The organism is Helicobacter labetoulli (assembly GCF_003670275.1).
GTDB lineage: Bacteria > Campylobacterota > Campylobacteria > Campylobacterales > Helicobacteraceae > Helicobacter_C > Helicobacter_C labetoulli.
Map to the genome: position 1 here is coordinate 118,626 of NZ_QXJF01000001.1, position 20,949 is coordinate 139,574.

General features: G+C 40.7%; 22 protein-coding genes. 8 read left to right on the forward strand and 14 right to left on the reverse strand.

Annotated elements, in window-relative coordinates; all coding sequences use genetic code 11:
- Positions 1-13: 13 nt before the first annotated feature.
- The 4 genes from EBF12_RS00540 to pgsA are packed head-to-tail and all read right to left on the reverse strand — an operon-like array spanning position 14 to position 2,727.
- On the reverse strand, positions 14-397 hold the full coding sequence (locus tag EBF12_RS00540) for a hypothetical protein (protein WP_121725915.1): 384 nt from the start codon (positions 395-397) through the stop codon (positions 14-16).
- Between the two features lie 13 nt (positions 398-410).
- Entirely contained in the window at positions 411-1,091 is a 681-nt protein-coding gene (locus tag EBF12_RS00545; protein WP_121725916.1) for a YggS family pyridoxal phosphate-dependent enzyme, read from the reverse strand.
- Positions 1,092-1,105: 14 nt separating this feature from the next.
- Positions 1,106-2,185 carry an RIP metalloprotease RseP gene (rseP, locus tag EBF12_RS00550; protein ID WP_121725917.1) on the reverse strand — a complete coding sequence of 360 codons (1,080 nt, stop codon included), beginning with the start codon at positions 2,183-2,185 and terminating at the stop codon, positions 1,106-1,108.
- Positions 2,182-2,727, reverse strand: coding sequence for a CDP-diacylglycerol--glycerol-3-phosphate 3-phosphatidyltransferase (pgsA, locus tag EBF12_RS00555; RefSeq protein WP_121725918.1), 546 nt, complete (start codon positions 2,725-2,727; stop codon positions 2,182-2,184). Before pgsA ends, rseP begins: the two co-directional genes overlap by 4 nt.
- Positions 2,728-2,911: 184 nt before the next feature.
- Here pgsA and corA point away from each other — a divergent pair, with 184 nt between their 5' ends.
- The 4 genes from corA to EBF12_RS10990 all read left to right on the forward strand — a co-directional run bounded on the left by corA (position 2,912) and on the right by EBF12_RS10990 (position 6,392).
- Positions 2,912-3,880: a magnesium/cobalt transporter CorA gene (corA, locus tag EBF12_RS00560; RefSeq protein ID WP_121725919.1), complete on the forward strand. Its 969-nt coding sequence runs from the start codon at positions 2,912-2,914 to the stop codon at positions 3,878-3,880.
- Positions 3,880-4,629, forward strand: coding sequence for a TerC family protein (locus EBF12_RS00565; RefSeq protein WP_121725920.1), 750 nt, complete (start codon positions 3,880-3,882; stop codon positions 4,627-4,629). Before corA ends, EBF12_RS00565 begins: the two co-directional genes overlap by 1 nt.
- A 79-nt stretch (positions 4,630-4,708) precedes the next feature.
- Complete coding sequence (locus EBF12_RS00570) at positions 4,709-6,259, forward strand: OmpP1/FadL family transporter (RefSeq protein WP_121725921.1); 1,551 nt, start codon at positions 4,709-4,711, stop codon at positions 6,257-6,259.
- On the forward strand, positions 6,237-6,392 hold the full coding sequence (locus EBF12_RS10990; RefSeq protein ID WP_157979019.1) for a hypothetical protein: 156 nt from the start codon (positions 6,237-6,239) through the stop codon (positions 6,390-6,392). The genes EBF12_RS00570 and EBF12_RS10990 overlap by 23 nt, the downstream gene beginning before the upstream one ends.
- A 1-nt stretch (position 6,393) precedes the next feature.
- On the opposite strand, the gene EBF12_RS00575 is transcribed toward EBF12_RS10990, so the two are convergent.
- The 10 genes from EBF12_RS00575 to EBF12_RS00620 all read right to left on the reverse strand — a co-directional run bounded on the left by EBF12_RS00575 (position 6,394) and on the right by EBF12_RS00620 (position 16,879).
- The gene (locus EBF12_RS00575; RefSeq protein ID WP_121725922.1) at positions 6,394-6,951 is read right to left on the reverse strand and encodes a Fe-S-containing hydro-lyase; all 558 of its coding nucleotides are present in this window, start codon (positions 6,949-6,951) and stop codon (positions 6,394-6,396) included.
- Between the two features lie 18 nt (positions 6,952-6,969).
- Positions 6,970-7,815, reverse strand: coding sequence for a fumarate hydratase (locus EBF12_RS00580; RefSeq protein WP_034589277.1), 846 nt, complete (start codon positions 7,813-7,815; stop codon positions 6,970-6,972).
- Positions 7,816-7,961: 146 nt separating this feature from the next.
- The gene (locus EBF12_RS00585; RefSeq protein WP_121725923.1) at positions 7,962-8,654 is read right to left on the reverse strand and encodes a 3-methyladenine DNA glycosylase; all 693 of its coding nucleotides are present in this window, start codon (positions 8,652-8,654) and stop codon (positions 7,962-7,964) included.
- Positions 8,648-10,261, reverse strand: coding sequence for an ATP-binding cassette domain-containing protein (locus tag EBF12_RS00590; protein WP_121725924.1), 1,614 nt, complete (start codon positions 10,259-10,261; stop codon positions 8,648-8,650). Before EBF12_RS00590 ends, EBF12_RS00585 begins: the two co-directional genes overlap by 7 nt.
- Positions 10,255-11,409, reverse strand: a complete 1,155-nt coding sequence (locus tag EBF12_RS00595; protein WP_121725925.1) for an ABC transporter permease — start codon at positions 11,407-11,409, stop codon at positions 10,255-10,257. Before EBF12_RS00595 ends, EBF12_RS00590 begins: the two co-directional genes overlap by 7 nt.
- A complete protein-coding gene (yejB, locus tag EBF12_RS00600) occupies positions 11,402-12,454 on the reverse strand; it encodes a microcin C ABC transporter permease YejB (RefSeq protein WP_121725926.1) in 1,053 nt (350 codons plus the stop codon). The genes EBF12_RS00595 and yejB overlap by 8 nt, the downstream gene beginning before the upstream one ends.
- Before the next feature lie 92 nt (positions 12,455-12,546).
- Positions 12,547-12,750: a KCU-star family selenoprotein gene (kcuS, locus tag EBF12_RS00605; RefSeq protein WP_415579705.1), complete on the reverse strand. Its 204-nt coding sequence runs from the start codon at positions 12,748-12,750 to the stop codon at positions 12,547-12,549.
- 31 nt (positions 12,751-12,781) lie between these two features.
- On the reverse strand, positions 12,782-13,669 hold the full coding sequence (locus EBF12_RS00610) for a hypothetical protein (protein WP_244196270.1): 888 nt from the start codon (positions 13,667-13,669) through the stop codon (positions 12,782-12,784).
- A gap of 11 nt (positions 13,670-13,680) precedes the next feature.
- Positions 13,681-14,511 carry a hypothetical protein gene (locus tag EBF12_RS00615; RefSeq protein WP_244196271.1) on the reverse strand — a complete coding sequence of 277 codons (831 nt, stop codon included), beginning with the start codon at positions 14,509-14,511 and terminating at the stop codon, positions 13,681-13,683.
- Between the two features lie 211 nt (positions 14,512-14,722).
- Complete coding sequence (locus tag EBF12_RS00620; protein ID WP_121725928.1) at positions 14,723-16,879, reverse strand: carbon starvation CstA family protein; 2,157 nt, start codon at positions 16,877-16,879, stop codon at positions 14,723-14,725.
- A gap of 248 nt (positions 16,880-17,127) precedes the next feature.
- Here EBF12_RS00620 and EBF12_RS00625 point away from each other — a divergent pair, with 248 nt between their 5' ends.
- From EBF12_RS00625 to trpF, 4 genes are all read left to right on the forward strand, one after another.
- Positions 17,128-17,667, forward strand: a complete 540-nt coding sequence (locus EBF12_RS00625) for a hypothetical protein (RefSeq protein WP_157979020.1) — start codon at positions 17,128-17,130, stop codon at positions 17,665-17,667.
- A complete protein-coding gene (locus tag EBF12_RS11520) occupies positions 17,624-18,937 on the forward strand; it encodes a hypothetical protein (RefSeq protein ID WP_244196272.1) in 1,314 nt (437 codons plus the stop codon). Before EBF12_RS00625 ends, EBF12_RS11520 begins: the two co-directional genes overlap by 44 nt.
- On the forward strand, positions 18,927-19,334 hold the full coding sequence (locus tag EBF12_RS11525; protein WP_244196273.1) for an autotransporter domain-containing protein: 408 nt from the start codon (positions 18,927-18,929) through the stop codon (positions 19,332-19,334). Before EBF12_RS11520 ends, EBF12_RS11525 begins: the two co-directional genes overlap by 11 nt.
- Before the next feature lie 105 nt (positions 19,335-19,439).
- Positions 19,440-20,939 carry a bifunctional indole-3-glycerol phosphate synthase/phosphoribosylanthranilate isomerase gene (gene trpF, locus EBF12_RS00635; RefSeq protein ID WP_121725930.1) on the forward strand — a complete coding sequence of 500 codons (1,500 nt, stop codon included), beginning with the start codon at positions 19,440-19,442 and terminating at the stop codon, positions 20,937-20,939.
- The last annotated feature ends 10 nt before the right edge of the window (positions 20,940-20,949 follow it).

Genomic DNA, 20,949 nt, shown 5'->3' on the forward strand with positions numbered 1-20,949 from the left:
ATAGATTCTATCTCTACCAGCCTCGTGCGATAGCGTGGCAGCTCACACACCCAGAGAGAATCCGCCCATACACATCAGCACTTTTCATCATTTCATCTTGTTTCAAAAATCGCTCTAACACCTCAATATTTTCAGCACTCCTATCCACAATCCTGCTTACGACATTGATATTTCGCCTTTGTGTCGCACCAAGATAGGTATTTGGGTCTGTGCGTTGAAGCTCTTTGTTTAAAGCCTTAAACTCCGCCAACCCATCATTAATCCACTCTTTTTTGTTATACAAAAAGCCCTTTTCCATTTGATTCATCGCATATTCCATATTTTGCATAATATGCACTAAAGAGCTTTGAGCAAAAGCCCCGCACACTAAGATTCCACAAATCCACAAGATTTTCATTCTCCACTCCTTTTTATAGCTTTGTTTCAAATAGCTTTGAGCCGATACGCACGAGATTTGCCCCATAAGCAATGGCAATTTCAAAATCCCCACTCATTCCCATAGAGAGAATCTTCGCTCCCCTATCCTGCAAGGAATGAAAAATATCGCTCGTTTTTTGAAAACTTTTTTCAATCTCGCTACGATTTGGGCTATTTGCCCCGATACACATCACCCCTTCCATAATGAGATTAGGACAGACTGACAAAATCTCTTCATACACTTCTTTAGCAGCTTCCACACTCACGCCGCTTTTACTTTCCTCATTTGCCGCATTTATTTGCAATAATGCCCTAACTTTTGCTTCTCCTAAATGCGTTTGCAAACGCTTTTGAATAGCTTGAGCAGTCTTTAGAGAATCCACACTATGAATAAGGCTAGGCTTTAAAGCCAAGAGTGCATTTATCTTATTTTCCTGCAACTTCCCTATAAAATGCCACTCCAAAGGCACATCATCAAGTGCTTCAGCCTTTAAGCGTAAGTCTTGCACCTTATTTTCACCAAATGCCCTTTGTCCGCACTCATACAACGCCCTAATAGAATCCACACTTTGATACTTACTCACCGCCACAAGTGAAATGATTTGATGTGCGTCATAAGCTAAACGCGCCCTTTCAATCCGCCGCAAGATTCGTTCAAGTTGTAAAGCTAACATTTTTTCCCCTTATTTTATGCTAAAAGCCGAAAAATATCATTATACAGCCCAAGCAGCATTAGTCCTAACAACACCGCCCAACCACAAAGCGTGAGATAATACGCCACATTCTCACTTGGAGCTTTTTTCATAATAACTTCATACAGATTAAATAAAATATGCCCTCCATCAAGAGCGGGAATTGGCAGAAGATTTAGGATTCCAAGATTCACAGAGATTAAGGCTACTAGCCAAAGTAGTTGCGTTATCTCCCCCTTCATCAATCCTTCTTGTGAAGCTAAGCCAATCACAGAGACAATGCTTACCACCCCGCCAACTTCACTGCTAGGCACTACTCCGCTTATAAGCTTTATAATACTTTGTGCGATAAGCGTGCTTGCCTTGATACTCTCATCTATGCCAAATATAATAGAATCTAGCCCCTTGTAATGCACCATTCCCACCGCCCCAGCACTTCTTACACCAATAATTTTACGGACAATATTTTCTCTAAAAATATTTTGAGCCTCCTGCTCTATGGACAAAACACGCACACTCACATTTTCCTTTAATGCCCCCTGCCCCCTTTGAAGTGTGAGCTCTAATTCCCCTTGAGATTCTACAACCGCAGAATCTAGCTCCTCCCAAGTCTTAATGCCCTTGCCATTTATCGCTACAATAACATCTCCTGCCCTTATCCCAGCTTGAGCAGCAGGATAGTTTTCCTTTACTTCTCCAACCACAGGCAATAAGCTTACTTTCCCTAAAAGCCCCACCGCCACATACAGCAAAAACGCCAAAAAGAGATTAAAAAATGGACCAGCAAGTAAAATCGCTATACGCTGCCAAGGCGACTTAGAAAGATAGGAATCCGCTTCATAATTTTTTAGCTTAGGGTTACTATCATCTTGCCCTTTGAGTTTGACATAGCCTCCTAGTGGGATAGCTGATAAGGCATATTGTGTTTGCCCAAACCGCCACGAGAGAAGCTTTTTACCAAAGCCTATGCTAAAGACTTCTACCCTTACACCACAGATTCTAGCGACCATAAAATGCCCTAGCTCGTGAAAAAACACAAGAAATGAAAGGATTAAAAGAGCGATAAAAATACTCATACATTTATACTTTTAACATATTTTATTGTGTAATCCGCCCCAGAATACAATGTGAGCACCACCGCAACCCATAGCAAAACTTCTCCGCCCGAAAAAAAATCCGCTAACAAAAAGCCAACAGCCGCAATCTGTGCACCCGTTTTATACTTCCCACTTGCACTTGCTGCTACACTTGCTCCACTCCCAGCAATAATCACCCTTAGCCCCGTAATAAAAAACTCCCTAGAGAGAATCAAAAACACCGCCCAAGGCGAAGCCCTATCCAAAATCAGCAACGCAATAAAAGCCGATAAAATCAGCATTTTATCCGCCAATGGGTCAAATACCTCTCCAAAACGCGAATGCACCCTATATTCCCTCGCTATATATCCATCAAAAAAATCTGTCAATGACGCCACACAAAAAATCAAGCAGGTAAGATAATTTACCCAGCTTTTATCCACAAAATCGGGCAAAATCACATCATAATGCAAAGCAATAAAAAGTAGCAAAACCGCTAGAAAAATCCTTGAAATGCTTAATATATTAGGCAAATGCTTCACTTTATGTCCTTTGTCTTTGTGAATCTTGATAAAATATGCGGAAAAATTAGGTCAGATTCTACAACGGATTGTTTAACTTAACACAAAACCAAGCAAAAGTTATATAAGAGTTATACAAGAATTATACGAGTTTTTGCTACAATCACAACATTTTACAACCACAACAAAATCAAAGGATAAGGCGATGATTAATATTTTTGTAAGACGCAATGGCTTAATTGTGCGTGAGAGTTTGCATCTCAATGACACAAATGCCACAATGCTAAACGAGCAGGATAAGATTCTATGGATTGACTTATTTCACCCTTCAACTGATGAAGTCAATCACATCTCCAAAACTTACAATCTTGAAATCCCCACCAAAGAAGAGAGAGAAGAGATTGAGCAGTCTGCTAGATATTGGGAAGATAGCGGAAGTATTACGATTAATACCTACTTCCTTGTTCGCTCTTTAGAATCTGAGCTCTACAATGAAACAATCACCTTTTTGCTTTGCAAAAATATCCTTTTTACTATCCGTTATAGTGAATTTCGCGTCTTTGATGAGATTCAGCAAATCGTCCTAGCCACACCTAGAGTTTTTGAAGATGGCTTTGATTTAATCGGCAAAATCTTTGAAATCCGTGTAGAAAAGGACGCCGACTTGCTAGAATCTGCGGCAAAAAATACCCGTGCATTACGCAAAAGAGTATTCAACTCTCAAATGATAAATTACGATGAAATGTTAGAAGAGCTATCCTCCTTGCAAGAGCTTAATATGAGTGTGCGAGATTCTCTATTTGACAAAAGGCGTGCAATTACTGCTATCCTTAAAAGCGATAAAGCCGATGCCGATATGAAAAAGAACACCACCATCGTGCTTAAAGACTTAAATTCTCTTGTAGAATTTACCGCTGTAAATATGCACGCCCTAGATAATATTCAAACCATTCTCACAAACCAAATCAACATTGAGCAAAACAAAACCATCAAGCTTTTCACGGTTGTTACCGTGGCGATGATGCCCCCCACACTCATTGGCACAATCTATGGTATGAACTTTGACTATATGCCAGAAACGCATTGGGATTTTGCCTATCCTGTCGTGCTTGTGATTATGATTCTCTCCACAATCTTCCCCATTATCTACTTTAAGAAAAAAGGTTGGATTTAATGGATTTAGCTCATCTTTTTCATCAGGCTTTTTTTTGGATTGGAGATTTTAACGCGTGGATAGCCTTAGCGACACTGATATTTTTAGAGATTGTGCTAGGGATTGATAATCTTATCTTTTTAGCCATTATCATCGTGCGTCTGCCTGAATCTAAACGCGAAAAAGCTAGAATCTTTGGCTTAGCCCTTGCTATGCTTTCTCGCATTGCCCTGCTTGTCTCACTCTTTTGGGTGATGAAGCTTACAAAGCCCCTTTTCACACTATGGGATTTTGCGGTAAGTGGGCGTGATATTGTGCTTTTTTTAGGGGGATTGTTCCTTATCTACAAAGCCACGATAGAGATTCACGCAATGACACAGCCCCAAGATTTAAAGCCCCACGCCAAACAATACGCCGCCTTTGGCATAGTGCTATTGCAAATTGTGGTGCTAGATATTGTTTTTTCACTAGATTCAGTGATTACCGCGGTGGGTATGGTAGATATTCTCCCTGTGATGATTATTGCCATTATTGTAAGCGTGTTTGTTATGCTCTTCGTATCGCAAAGCATTTCACGCTTTATAGAATCTAATCCTAGCATTAAGATTCTAGCCCTTGCGTTTTTAATCCTTGTTGGTGTTACGCTTGTAGCAGATAGTATGCACTTCCATATACCAAAGGGCTACATCTATTTTGCTATTGCGTTTTCTTTGGGCGTGGAGATGATTAATATTTATCTTGCTAAAACACGCACAAAAGATTCTCATTAACTCTTTTATGTTTTAATTCCACTTCTCAAATTAGTTGCATACGCAACTAATTATTTCAAATCAAATTTAAGGATATTTGATGACAAGGCTACCAAGAGAGAGAATGCAATTTGGAGAAAATATGCGATTTATAAAAACCTTTTATCTTTTATGCCTATGTTTATTCAGCTCAAATCTCTTAGCTTCAGGTTTCCGCCTAACAGAGCAAAGTTTAAATGGCACAGCGCTTAATTCCGCTTATATCGCTGGGGCGTATGGAGCAGATTCTACATATTATAATCCCGCGAATATGGGGCTAGGCGAATACGGCAATAGACACGAGCTAGAAATAGATGCAAGCATTATCTATATCCCCGCATTTGAGTTTGATGCAGTAAGTATGGATAAGGGTATGAATCTAAGCTGCGATAAAGCTTCTGGCATAAATATGTGCGGTGCTGCTGGAAACACCATAGGTGGTTGGGGACAATATGGTGGTAAAAATGGAGCTATTGTTGATGGCTATGCTAAGAAAACGCTTCAGCCCGTCCCAAAGATTTTTTATAAAACTCGCACCTATGAGATTCTAGGGCTTAAAACAAACTTTGGGTTAAACTTCACAACCCCTTCAGGCTTATCTATGGACTGGGGTGGGGAAGCTGGAGCATTCCTAGATGATGTAATGATTATGATGATGGAGTTTAATCCCGTAGTTAGCTTTAAGCTAAGCGATCAAGTGGCTATCGGTGGGGGCTTTCGCTTTCTCTACTCGGCTGGGGAATTTGGTAACACCCTTTTTGTGCCAATCTCACAAGATATGAAGCAAGATGCAGTGCTTGGTAACATTCTTATCCACGCTGAAGGCACAACCAAAGTTACACAAACCTCCAATGCTGCTGCTAATGGCTATGGGTATAATCTCGCTCTTACAATCCGCCCTTTTAAAAGCAGCGATTTACTTGTAGCTGTTACTTATCGCTCAAATATCGCCCTAGAGATGAAAGGCTCTTTGAGTGCAGTCTCGTATGTAGATATGGGAAAAATGACTCAAGGCACAATCAATATGGATGCTGACTTAACCCTTGGAGCAGACTTACCGCCCATTGTCAATATTGCCATTGCCAAAAGATTTGGCAAAGTCATAGCCGAATTTGTAATGGAGACAACCTATTATGGCAAAGCTAGAATCTTTGAATTTGCCTATGCCAACCAAAAATTTACACAAAATATCACAGGAACAGAAATATGCACACCTAATGTAGGGTGGCCTTGCTTTGGAAACACAGCCGACTATGTCAAACCCGATGAAATGCTAGGTGCAGCAGATTACTCCGCTGTGGCGTATGGTAATGGCTGGAAAGACGCAACCGCCTATCGTCTAGGACTTACCTATCAGCACTCGCCAAAGCTCAAAATTATGGGGAGTTTTGCCTATGATAAGACTCCCGCTCCACAAGGGCAGTTTGGGATTCCAGATGCGAATACCTATGCCTTTGGCTTAGGTGCAAGGTATGAGCTGTGGGATAGCAAAGCTGATGTGGGTGTCGCCTACTCTCTAGCCTTAAAAGATAATCGCAAAAGCTTTCTTAGAAGCAAGGACGGCTTAGGACAGCTCCAACTCCTCACCTTTGGCGCAAAATACAGATTCTAAAACTACAGAATCTCAAGCAGATTCTGCAATACTAAGTTTCAAATCTCTTTTTGTGGAAGCAAAAACAAAGAAAAAGGTAAAAGATTTAACAAATGAGATTCTCCCACGAAAAAAGAGAATCTCAAGCAAGTAGATTAAATGAGTTTATAAGGAGCTTGTCCTACTTCGTAGTAGTTGTTCCCTTGTGAATCAATAGCTACAATCGCCGGAAAATTCTCAATTGTAAGTCTTGCTACCGCTTCAGGTCCAAGCTCTGGGTAAGCTAGCACCTCATACTTTGTGATACATTTAGAGATAAGTGCCGCCGCACCACCTACAGCCACCATATATACAACGCCGTGTTTCACCATAGAATCTACCACTTCTTGACTACGATAGCCTTTACCTATCATTCCGTGAATGCCTTGCTCTATAATTGTGGGCGTGTATTTATCCATTCTCCCACTTGTTGTAGGACCTGCCGAGCCTATGGCATTACCCGGCTTTGCAGGAGTAGGACCAAGATAGTAAATCGTCTCGCCCTCCAAATCCACAGGGAGCTTTTCTCCCCTTGCTAATGCCTCAGTTAGTGCCTTATGTGCTGCGTCTCTTGCTGCTAAAATTGTTCCGCTAATAAGCACACTTTCCCCTGCTTTTAAGCTTTTTGCCACTTCTTTACTTAAAGGTGCTGTGATTTTCTTTGGCTCTGTCATTTTCTCCTCCTTAAATGCTTATAGCTCAATATCAGCGTGTCGTGCAGCGTGGCAGTTAATATTCACCGCAACAGGAAGCCCGGCAATATGTGTGGGATACCACTCTACATTAACCTTAAACGCCGTTGTCGTGCCACCTAGCCCTTGTGGTCCCACACCCGTTTTATTCGCAATCTCAAGAAGCTCTTCCTCAAGCTTAGCATATCGCTCATCAGCATTTTTAGAATCTATCTCACGCACGGCGGCTTGTTTGGCTAAAAGGGCAGCTTTTTCCATTGTCCCACCAATCCCTACGCCAATCACCATAGGCGGACACGCATTTGGTCCAGCAAGTTTAACAGCTTCTGTGAAAACCTTTTTCACCCCCTCAATACCATCAGCAGGAACGAGCATTTTTAAAATGCTCTTATTTTCACTTCCAAAGCCTTTAGGACAAACTTTCAAATGCAATTTGTCGCCCTTCACAATGCGTGTATGAATCACAGCAGGAGCGTTATTTGTGGTATTTTTACGCTCATAGAGTGGCTCGGCTACGACTGACTTTCTCAAATAGCCATTTGTGTAACCCTCTTTAATCCCTTCATTTATCGCATCTTCAAGGTAACCACCCACAATATGCACATCTTGCCCTATCTCCACAAATACCACAGTCATTCCCGTATCCTGACAAATAGCCATCATATTTGTTTCAGCAATTTTGCCATTTTCCATTAGTGTGTTAAGGATATTTTTTCCAAGCTCAGATTTTTCACTCTCCTTTGCTGCAACAAAGGCGCGTTTAATATCTGGCGTTTGAATACAACACGCATCAATGGCAAGTTTGGCAACAGCGGATTTAATATCTTCAAATCGCACTTCTCTCATTATTTTCTCCTTAAATGTATTTGAAAAACAGGCGAGATTCTACTACCCAAAATGTAAAAAAAGCTTTAAACCACAGCTTTTTGCTTATGTGATTTTTAACTACTCAAACCAAAAGTAGCAAAAAAACACAATAAGACTTTGTTGCCCTATTCCTCACTTATTGCTTCTTTTAAAACCCCAACATCACCCTTTTTCTTCCCAAACTCCACAATCTTGCCGTGAAATCTCGCAAAAATCTGCCCTAAACTTATACTCTCCATCTCGCCCTTATACGCCTCATACACGCAATCTAGATTCTCCCTTATCCCACGCTCACAAAACTCCCTTAGCTCCTCATAGTCATCTATCTGCCGCCCCAACGCACATAAAAGTTTATAAGTGTATTTATCTACGACCATAAATTCCTGCAAACACGCATAGTTTAGGATACTATACGCACTCTCCAGCCCTATGCCTTTTTGCTCTAAGAGCCATTCTAAACTGACAGATTCTACAAATCCTTCAAAACTCCCAAAGTCCCTTAAAATTGCGGAGGCAAGATTCACAATCCGCACAGATTTTTGCTTTTGGAATCCATTGATATGACTTTCAAGCACACAAGAATCTAGCTCTGCTAGTCTTACAAGATTAGATTCACTCTTATGTGGCTCATCTAAGATTCTAGCCTTTCGCATAGAATCTAGGCTTTTTTCCACTCTGCTCCACTGCGTATTTTGCGTTAAAATACTTCCCAAAACCACATCAAAAGTCCCATAACCCTCCCACCACCAGCTTGGCAGTCCGCTTAATAGATTCTGCTTTTTTAACGCCACAAATAAATCAAAACTTGAATCTAGCATTGTTTTTGCTCCCCTTTATCATCTTTACTCCCAAAAAATGCTTCAATCAAAGCCCTTGCCTCCACACTTTGTGGATTTTTAAATACACGCTCACTTTTACCATATTCCACCGCCACACCATTATGTAAAATCAGCACTTCATCGCTCAAAATCCGCAGAATCTCCAAATCGTGCGTAATAAAAATATAGCTCATCTCCATTTTTTCTTGTAACTCTAATAAAAGTGTGAGAATAAGCTTTTGAGAGCTTTTATCAAGGGCGGTTGTAGGCTCATCAAGCAATAAAATTTTAGGCTTTCTTACAACGGCTCTAGCAATAGCTACGCGTTGTTTTTGCCCCCCGCTTAACTCAAATGGATAGGCGTGAGCTAGGCTAGAATCTAGCCCTGTCATTTCTAAAGCCCACTCGATTTGCTTTTTGCATTCTTCATAAGGGAGCTTCCCCAAAGCCTCTTTGATAATATCACCAATACGAAATCTCGGGCAAAGCGATGAAAAAGGATCTTGAAACACCATACTGATTTGCTTTCGCAAAAGCTTCACATCTGCTTTTGTGCGTTTAACCTGCTTTTCATTAAGATATAACTCCCCCTTTGTCTCAAGCAAATGCAAAAGCCCTAGAGCAAGGCTAGACTTCCCGCTGCCAGATTCCCCAGCAATCCCTAGAATCTGCCCTTTTTTGAGGTAAAAACTTAAAGGGGATAGAATCTCTTTATAAGTGCTTTTTAAAAATCCTTGCTTTCTTACCCCCACACTTAAATCCCTAGCTCTTAGCACAATATCTTGCCGCGTAGAATCTAAATCTGTTTGCTCTAAAGCCTTGCGTTTAGGGAGTGTTAAAGAATCAATTAAAAATCGTGTATAAGAATGCTGCGGGGCGTTAAAAAGCCTTTGACTTGAAGCAGATTCTACAATCTTGCCATCTTTTAGCACAATCACCCTATCGGCAAACTCACGCACAACGCCCAAATCGTGGCTAATAAACACAATCGCACTTTGCTTGGCTAGGCTTGAGAGTAGCTCCATAATTTGCCGTTGCACTAGCACATCTAGGGCGGTTGTAGGCTCATCGCAAATGAGCAATTTTGGATTATTAATAATGCTCATAGCAATGGCAACGCGTTGTTTTTGCCCACCGCTTAGTTCAAATGGATAGGCGTGAGCTAGGCTAGAATCTAGCCCAATTAATGCCAAAAGCTCTGCTAGTCGCTCTTTTGCCTTGTTATGCAAAGCCTTGCCTCTAAGATGAGGATAAAGCTCATTGGCGTGGAGATACAAGCTCTCTATGATTTGTTTGCCGACTTTATGCAAGGGATTAAGGCTTGAGAGTGGCTCTTGTGGGATATAGGCAATGTCCTTTCCACGCAGAGATTCTAGATCTTTTTGTGTCAGGCTCAATATATTTTTATTTTCAAACTCTATACTGCCACTTTGCACAGCAATATGCGGATTAAGATTCAAAATAAGTTGAGCCAACATACTTTTGCCCGAGCCAGATTCTCCAACTAACGCAACCTTCTCCCCGGGCTTAATCTGCAAGGAAATATCTTGCAAAGCAAAACGAGTAGAATGCAAAAAATGTGCGTTAAGATGAGAGATGTTTAGCATAATAAGCCTTGTTTTGAATCTTTTAAATTTAAATCTGTTGAATCTAGGTTAGATTCTTGTGTGCTTGTTTTCATATGGGCTTTAATGTGCGGGTCAAGTGCATCACGCAACCCCTCGCCGATAAATACAAGGATTGAAAGCAACACACACAAAGCCAAAAACGCACTTATGCCTAAATGTGGCGAAGTGAGATTGTTTTTACCTTGGGAAAGCAACTCACCCAAACTCGCACTTCCAACGGGCATACCAAAGCCCAAAAAATCAAGGCTACTTAGCGTTACAATGCTTCCTGCCATAATAAAAGGCGTAAAAGTCAAAGTCGCACTCATCGCATTAGGCAAGATATATGAAAAGATGATTTTTATATCACTTACCCCCATAGCTTGAGCGGCTTTGACATACTCTAAATTCCTTGCTTTTAAAAATTCAGCCCGCACAAGATTCACAAGCAGAATCCACGAAAACGCCCCCACCACGCATAAAATCCACCAAAAGCTTGGTTCAAATACACTTGAGATGATGATAATCACAAATAAAATAGGCACAGCGTTAAAAATCTCTATCATTCTTTGCCCCACTAAGTCTAACACCCCACCATAATACCCCTGCAATGCCCCAAGCACAACGCCCACTACCACGCTACACACACTTAAAATAAGCGCAAAAATAATGGAGATTCTATATCCATAAATCAGCCGACTTGCCACATCTCGTGCCTTATCATCTGTGCCAAGCCAATGTTTAGAATCCGGAGGCGTGGGAGCTTGAGCGTCTAAATCCATAATAATGCTATCATAGCTATAAGGGATAATCGCTCTTAGCACAAAGGCGTCTTTAAGTAGCTCATCTCTCACATAGCTATCAAGGTAATCACAAGGTGTTTGAAAATCCCCACCAAAAGCAGTCTCTGGATAATCCACAAAGACAGGAAAATACATCTTAGAATCTTTATAGATAAAAAGGGGCTTTTCATTAGCGATAAATTCTGCAAACATACTGCACACAAACAAAACAAGAAAGATAAGCAAAGAATAAAATGCGCGTTTATTTTGCCTAAATACTGCCCAACGCAACCTCAAATTGCTTTGCTCTAGTTTATTCTGTTTTATAGATTCTGTGTGCTTTGTGGGATTTTGAATCTTAGACATTTTGACTTCCAAAGTGAATGCGTGGGTCAATAAAACAATATAATATATCACTAATAATGCCTATCACAAGGGCAATAAAGGTAAAAATATAAAGTGTGCCAAACACCACAGGGTAATCACGGCTCACCACGCTTTCATAACCCAAAAGCCCAAGCCCATCAAGGCTAAAAATAATCTCTATAAGCAAACTTCCACTCAAAAATGCCCCAACAAACACCGCAGGAAACCCACTTACAATTAAAAGCATAGCGTTGCGAAAAATATGCTTATAAAGGATATGCTTCTCACTTCCACCCTTTGCCCTAGCACTTACTACATAGCTTTTATGAATCTCTTCTAAAAAACAATTTTTACTTAGCATACTCAAAGTTGCAAGCCCACCGATAGAAATACACAGCACCGGCAAAAATAAATGCCATAAATAATCTACAATCTTTTCAAAAACGCTTAAAGATTCAAAATTCTCACTCACTAGCCCACGCAAAGGAAATATATCAAAATAGCTCCCCCCACAAAATAGCACCACAAGCACCACCGCAAACATAAACGCCGGAATAGCATTTAGCACGACAATCACAACGCTGCTAAACACATCAAATTTTGAGCCATTACGCACCGCCTTTGCAATACCCAATGGAATACTGATAAGATAAATAAGCAAAGTGCTAAACACTCCTAGTGAGATGGATACGGGAAGTTTTTGAGCGATGATTGAAAGCACACTTGATTGAGCATAAAAACTTTCACCAAAGTCAAAGCACACAAAACGCCATAGCATTTCAAAATACCGCTCACTCAAAGGCTTATCAAATCCATAGAGCTTTTTTATCTCCTCAACAAGTTCAGAATCTAGCCCTACAGAGCCTTTATAAAGTGTGTTTGAGCCTACTGCTGCTTCAGTAATTTGGGACAGATTTTCCATTTTAGCAATGCTTTGCTCCACTGGACCGCCCGGGGAGAGCTGCATAAGTAAGAAGTTGATAGTCATAACCCCCAAAAGTGTTGGGACAAGCAACAATAAACGCTTGAAAATGTAGCCTAGCACCGCTTTCCTTTAGAATCTAAGAGTTTAAAAGTGGTATTGTAGCAAAATGAAGATAAGTTTTTGTCATCGCAAACCTTGCGAGTTTATCCTTATCAACACTTTGTGCTGCCCGCTCCGTATTTTGCCTCTAATGCCTCGGCAAAAAACTCTTTTTGCGTTTTTGGAATCTTATCGGGGTGGTGGATTCTCATATGTTCCACATATTTATCATAGCTTGGCATACCCACCAGCAAGTGAAAGAATCTATCACTTCGCCGATACAATGCCTTTATTTTAGCAAAATAGCCACTCAATATTTTTTTCACTCTTTTTGCACACTCCTTTGTATTAGAATCTATAACTATACTGCAAAAGTAGCCTATGCGTTGAGTTTTCTGGCTCATAGATTGCTGTGGGAGCACTTGTAATGCTACTGCTTGTTCGCATAGGATCTGCTGTACCAATGTGCCAATACTCATACACTAAGCGGATAGACCGCAAAGTAGAATCTTCACCATAATATGTGCGACCAATAAATGCACTTAAGCCAAAACCATCTTTTTGTGTTACATAATAATCATCATTGAATCCATATTCCGAAGCAGTGGAGAGATGATTGCCAAAGATTAAATACCGATAGCCCAACCCATAGTTAAGCACACCCTTATTGCCTATATGCACTTCACCTTCAAGCTCAAGAGGCACATATAGATAGCCTTGAAGCCTATCCATTACCAAAAATTCCGTACGGTTGAAAAAATACCCCAATCCACCTTGAATATACAAACTCGCCCTATGAGAAGCCCTTAAAAGATTGTATCCACTTTTTAGCTCCACATCACCAGCAAGCATACCCATTATGCTGACAAGCTTTTGCCCATTTCTTTGCTCATTATCCGTATCAAGTATGCCGCCGGTATAGATTCCAAGCGCATACCCAAGCCTTGCACTCCCCTCAAGCTTTACTCCCAAAGGATTTATCACGCCAAGCTCTCCTAGTAGCCCAAAAGTTGCGCTATCCACTCGCATTACCCTAGAGCCATCATATGCCACCTCGCCATAATGATGATAGCCTGTATAAAAACCCAAAGAACGATACAAACCACTTTTCATAAGGCTTTTTTGACTACCATAAGCGATATACTCCTCATCTGCTAGGCTTCCCACCACGCCAAAACTCACGCACAACACGCCTAGCATATAAGCTTTAAGATAAGCTAAGATTGTATTTTTCATCACAGCACCTCCTAAAACCCAAAGCCCACGCGTAAGCCTACAAAGCTTGTGTGGGATTTAGGATAATGGATTGTAGCAGTTGCATTCGCTTTTACACCCGGCGTGGTAGAATCTGCTGGCATACTGACATTGACGCTTGAAGATGCACCTAAGCTTTCAAATCTCGCATAAAGCTGAGTAAAGAAAAAAGAGGTCTCATTCACATAATACCGAAGCCCTAGCATAAAACGCAGTGCATTTTGCCCCCCAGCAAATGACAATGTATGAGATTGTATATTTTTGCCACCATACACAGCTACTGCACCACTTGTAGCCAAAAGCACATCATATGCAGCAAGGTATTCTAATCTTACCTTATGATTTAAAGCCACATCGCCGTGTAGCTCTAAGGGCAAATATGTCCCAATAAACTCCACCATAGTGGGCATATTGCCATAAGCAATAGCTCCAAGAGATTCACGCAAACCCACACCAAGATACAGCGGCTTATCCCTCGTGCGAGTGATGAAGTAGTAGCCTAAGCCAAAATTTGCATCAAGATTTAGCCCCATTCCCCCACGCACTGGTGCTTTGCTTAAAGATTGAGAACCTGCAACAGGTGCAATACCATTAAGATTCCCGGCACTACTCCCAATACCTACAAGCACATTGTGTGCTACACGATTATCATAAGTTGTCTCATACTCATAATAAAGCATTGTATGTGCGGCATTAAACTCGCTCTCTCCAGCCTTATGATTAAGCCACGCCTCTTGAATCCCAATCCTATCAATACTCTCACGCCCCTGCAAAGAGCAAAGGAAGATTCCACACAATAAGAGAGAGAAAAAATACTTTTTCACCTTAACTCCTTCAAACCTATATACCTTTATTTTCATTGACCCTAAAAACCATCACAAAGGATAAAAACATAACAAGCTTTACATATTAAGGAAATCTTTTAAGGAAATCTTTTTTTCTAGCCTATCCACTATGAGAAGCCCTAAGGCTACTCTCACAAAGGCTAGGCTTCAAAAACAAGCAAGAAGTTAAAAAGCAGAATCTAGCACACCTTTAATGCGCTCCTGCCATACGCCCTTCAAAATCACTTGCCTTACGATAAGGAGTTTCAGCCATTGGGAGCTTTTCTCCATTCACACAACGCCAACAAATCATCACACATTTAATCAGTATCAAACAAGTAACCACCATAAACAAGCCACAAAGCAAGGCATTGATAAGGTTATTATTTGCGATAGTAGCAAACTTCGCCGCCTCTTGTATGAGATTTGCAATAACGCTTTCATCTGTTGTTTCTTGAATCTTTTGCATAGTTGCCGCTGCTTTTTGAGTATTAATCTGCCATAGTGCTATATGACTTACTGCATCATGCACCTTTTCGCCATTTGCCGGAAGAAGCTTTAAGATTCCAGCATAAAGCGTGCTAACAAGCACCCACACTGCCGGGACAATAGCCACCCAAGCTTGTTTTGCTTTACCCATTTTGAAAAGCACTACAATCACGGTAAGTAGTGCCATTCCTGCCAACATTTGATTAGAAACACCAAAGAGTGTCCATAGTGATTTTACCCCACCTTGTGGGTCTGTAACACCTTGATACAGGATATAACCCCAACCAGCTACGCAAATCAAAGTCGCCACAATACCCCAAAACATTGAGTGAATATTACCAATAGGCTTATACACATTCCCTAGCACATCTTGCACCATAAAGCGTCCTGCTCTAGTCCCCGCATCAACAGCAGTAAGAATAAACAACGCTTCAAACAAAATCGCAAAGTGATACCAAAATGCCATAGAGCCTTGATTGAAAAGTGGCACTTGAGAGATGATGGTCGCTAGTCCAATAGCAAATGTCGGCGCTCCACCGGTTTTACTTAGAATCGTTGGCTCTCCTACTTCTTTTGCCATACCAAGAATGTCTTCAGGCGTGATGACAAAGCCCCAGCTATTAATCGTCTGTGCAGCAATGGCTGCTGCTTCTGCGACATCTTTTACCCCAGCTGTGCCAAGTGCTGCAGGAGCGACATTGATTGAAAAATAAAGCCCGGGGGTGAGAATCACCGCTGCGATAAGTGCCATTACAGCCACTGCAGATTCCATAATCATAGAGCCATAACCCACCATTCGTGCGTGAGATTCTTTCTCTAGCATTTTTGGCGTTGTCCCACTTGAAATAAGTGCGTGGAATCCACTTATCGCCCCACAAGCAATGGTGATAAATAAAAATGGAAAGAGCTGTCCGCTAAAAACAGGTCCCGTGCCATCAATGTATTTTGTAACGCTTTCAAATCGCACTTCAGGCATAACCACCAAGATTCCACCTGCCATAAGCACAATAACACCAATCTTTAAAAATGTGCTAAGATAATCACGCGGTGCAAGCAAAAACCACACGGGCAAAATCGCTGCAATAAAGCCATACACGATCATTACATAAGTAAGCGTTACAGGAGTTAAAGTAAAAATCTCTGCCAACTGCGGATTTGCCGCAACATCTCGTCCATAATACAAGGCTAAAAGCAAGAGTGCAAAGCCAATGACACTTGCCTCGCCAATTTTACCCGGACGGATAAAACGCATATGTAGCCCCATATAAATCGCGATAGGAATTGTCATAGCGATTGTGAAAAGTCCCCACGGAGATTCAGCCAAGGCATTTACCACCACAAGAGCCAAAATCGCAATAATCAACATCATAATGCCCAAAATCCCAACCATTGCGATACTTCCAACACCCTTACCTAGCTCAAGCTTAATGATTTCACCGATAGACTTACCATTCCTACGCATAGAGATAAAAAGCACGGTAAAGTCGTGAACTGCCCCAGCTATCACAACACCCACAACAATCCAAATCATACTTGGCAAATATCCCATTTGTGCGGCAAGGATTGGACCTACAAGCGGACCAGCCCCGGCAATTGCAGCAAAATGATGTCCAAAAAGCACAACCTTATTTGTCGGCACAAAATCACGCCCATCATTATTGACAACCGCAGGTGTCGCACGGTTATCATCAAGCTGCAACACCTTAAAAGCGATATATTTAGAATAATAGCGATACGCTATGGCATAAATACATACCGCCGCTACCACAATCCACACTGCTGAAATGCTTTCACCCGTATGCAGAGCCAAAATACCAAAGCAGTAAGCACCAATGAGCGACACAATCGCCCACAACCCTATACTTAGAATCTTATTCATAACGCTCCTTTATTTTGTAGAGTAGATTACGGCTCTAAGTCTAAACACTTCAAACTTAAAGGCTATCACGCAATAAAATAAATGTTTGATTTTTTCACAAATATGGCAGTTTAGTAACATCACTCTTAAGCTAAAAATATGTTTGTTTCATTTTGTAATATATTGTGTGATTTTGGGGCTTTAGATGTAGTTTGCCTTAAGATATTGGGATAGAATCCGCGAATTTTTAATTTGAGGATTAGATATATTTGAAACTTAATGTGTCTTTATGGTTATCATCATCTTTACATCGCTTTAAGATTTCGTGCGTGGTGCTATATATACCGATTTTTCTCTATGGCATCTACACAGGCAAGTTGCCTAGTCAAATAACCTTACAAAATGGAGCAAGTCAAGTGAGCAATGCCACACCCACTTGTGTGAATATGCGTGGTTGTAGCTTTAACTACAATTGGGCTACAGGTGCTGGCGGGCTAGATTTTAGCTACTCTACTGCAAATGGTGGTAATTCTACACTCACGCTTAATGCCAAAATGCCCATAGAAACTTACGGACAAACTTCCCTATTTTATTTTGATAACCTTACTATTGGCAGCAACTCTAAATTAATCATCAACAATTTTTATTCTTTTATGGTTAATAAAAGTATCACACTCAATCCCTATGCATCATTTGAAGTCTCTCTTCAAAAAGGGGGGTGGTGGAAACAAATCATCACAATTTTATCTCACAGACCAAACAAGTGTGAATCTAACACAAGGCTCAAGCTTTACAATCAAAAATGCTGACTTGTTTATCTCAAACGGAAATATTAATATTGAAAATCAAGCCACACTTGATATTGATAGCACAAACATACGACTTCACACATCTCTAAGCAACAAAGGCATTTTAAATCTAAAAGGCGACTTATGGGCGATTGGAACAGAAGGAGTTTTAACCTCACCTTCAACAACAATAATTGAAAATTATGGCATACTTAATCTTGTAGGCAACTTCCACAATGGTGGAACACTTAATACTATATATAAAGAAGAAGGTGCGGGAAAACTACTCAACTATGGCGGGAGTATTACTATTACAGGGAATCTTATAAATCAAAGTGAGGGTGGGCAACACTCAAGTGTGCAAATCTATGGTGGGAGCATTAAAGTAGATGGCGGTATGACAAATGCCACAGATAGCACGCTTATCTTTGGCTCTTATAATGGCAAATTAGGACAGCTTATCGGTAATGTGAATAATCAAGGCGAGATTCAAGTAGATATTGCCGGGGCAAGTCTAGGCTCACATCAGCTTATCACAGGCACATTGAGTGGAAATACAAACCTAGAGATTCTAGCCGGTGGAAGCAAAAGCGAGTTTATAAACTCTAGCACACAAGGCAATGGCTCAATTAAACTTGAGAAAAACACACAAGCTATTGATACATTTTTATACAGCCTAGAACAGAATCAAAATAGTGTCATCACTGCCCTTGAGCAGAATCTCAACCAAACTCCCGTGCAAAGTCTCTATACATACGGAGATAGAGCATTCCTTACAAATCTTAGCTCACACATTAGCACCTCCGCAAATGCTCTAAGCACACAAGCCCCTAGCCTTAGTCTTTGGAGCATTATGCAAAATACCACCTTGCCCCTTATCTATCAACCACCGATGAAAAGATTTTCTTTTGGCTTATCTCCATTTGCCGCTAATGCAAGTAGTGCAAATCTCTCCGCCCCACTTTATGGCACAAGTCTCAATGCTTTATTGCAACTTTATAATCATCAAGTAAGTGCATTTTCCACCTATGCGACTTCCCAAAGCACAAATGTCTCAAGCTCCACGCAAACGCAGCTAGATTCTAACTCATTGCTTATTGGAATCTATGATAACATCTCTCTGTCAAAATTAGAGCTTACTCTCCTTGCCTATTATGGCAACACACAGCATAAAAGCAAACGCGAAGTTTTCTTTGATACAAGCACCTTTCAGGGTAAATTCTCATATAATGAACTCGGCGTGCAAAGCACACTTGGCTATCCTTATAGGCTATCAAAAATTGTATTTTAAGCCATTTGTAGGGCTTTACTACACGCTTGGTTTGCAAGGCAATATGGCAGAATCTAGCACTTCAAATGCACCAACCCTTTGGTTTCAATCACAGCAAAATCATTCCGTGTTTATGCTTCTTGGAGGGGAGGCACGATACTATTTTGGCAGACACCATATCCTTTTTGGCAGCGTGAATCTTCAGTATAATCTAATGCCAACCCCACAAACAACAGCCTATATTGGCTCATCTCCACTTTATTTTGATACACAAAAATCATTAGGCTACACACTTCATTTAGGTGGCTCTGTGCCTTTACACAAAAATATTTCACTTAGTCTTTATGCCCTATACGCTCAATCTCACACGCAATTTAAGACCTATTCAGGCACATTTAATCTTTCATATTATTTTTAAGGGCTTTTCTTCTCTCAAGCTTCTTGCAATTACCTCAAATATGCTACAATATGCGGAATTTTGCTTATCCTTACAGCCTCTAAGGAATAAACTCAAAGGAATAAAATGGTAGAAGTCCTAGCTAAAATCACAGCCCAACGCACACAAGACATCGCCACAAAGGGCTTAGACTTTGGACACGCTATCCCAAAAAGTAGAATCCACCCACTCATTCCTCCAAAGCTAGATTCAGCATTAATCATCACAGAGATTAAACGCTCTTCGCCTTCAGCTGGACATATAGGAGACATACATTCAGTTACACATTTAGCACAAAGCTACCTTAATGGCGGTGCTTTAGCAATTTCTGTGCTATGTGAAGAAAGGTATTTTAATGGGAGTTTAGCAGATTTAATGCAGGTAAAAAACGCCTACCCAAATGCTTGTGTGCTAAGAAAAGATTTTATACAAGATTCTAGAGAAATTGAGATTAGCTATCGTGCTGGGGCGGATATGGTGCTGCTTATTGCGGCGATGTTTATTGATGAAAAAGATGGCTTTTTGCAGCTTCAAAAGATTTATGAAAAATGCCTATCCTTTGGCATTACACCCTTGCTTGAGGTGCATAACCAAAAAGAGATAGACTTTATCACTCCGCTTCAACCTGCCCTTGTAGGTATCAACTCACGCAATCTCCACACCTTTGAGATTGATATACCCTCCGCTTGTGTATTAAGACAATCCCTACAAGATTGCTTGCCTCAAAGTAAGGTTATTTTTGAATCTGGCATACATTCGGCTTCAAGTGCATTTATGATTGGCTCATTTGGCTTTAATGGACTGCTATGTGGTAGCTACCTTGTGGCTTGTGAGAATCCAACCTACGCTATTCAATCGCTCAAATCAGCCTTTAATCTTGGCTTTAAGCAAAGACCAAGATTCTATGTTGATGTCTTTTATAAATGGCATAAGACTAGGACTATTATCAAAATATGTGGCATTACAAATCTTGATGATGCCCTAAAAATAGGAGAGATAGAGACTTATGGCGGAGTGGATATGCTAGGCTTTATTTTGGCTAAAAACTCTCCGCGTTTTATAGAATCTAAGGATATTAAAAATATCTCAAAAGCCCTGCAAAAGCTTTATCCGCATATTTTACGCATAGCTGTGGTGAATGATAAACACTCCTTAAACACCGCTAAAACGCTGTATAAAGAGGGTTATATTGATGGGATTCAGCTCCATAGCCTTAATCCACAAACACCAAAAATGTATGCCAACACTTCGCTTGAAGAAGCCCTGTATTGCTACTATGTAGCACAAAATGTAGAGAATTTAGAGGATTTTAGCAAGGAATACGCAGGGGTATTTTGCCTTATAGATTCTAAAAGTATTCAAGGTGGAGGCTCTGGTAAAAGTGTGGCAAAAGATGTGCTTTTATCCCTTAAAGAGCCTTATTTGTGTGTTGCTGGTGGGATTAATCCACAGAATCTAAAAGATTTTTTAGCACTCAAACCTTCTATGCTTGATATAAACTCTGGCGTGGAAAAATCCGCAGGGCTAAAAGACATCACCTTAATCAAGCAGATTCTTAGCACACTAGAATCTACTCGCACAATCTAAAAATAAAGGA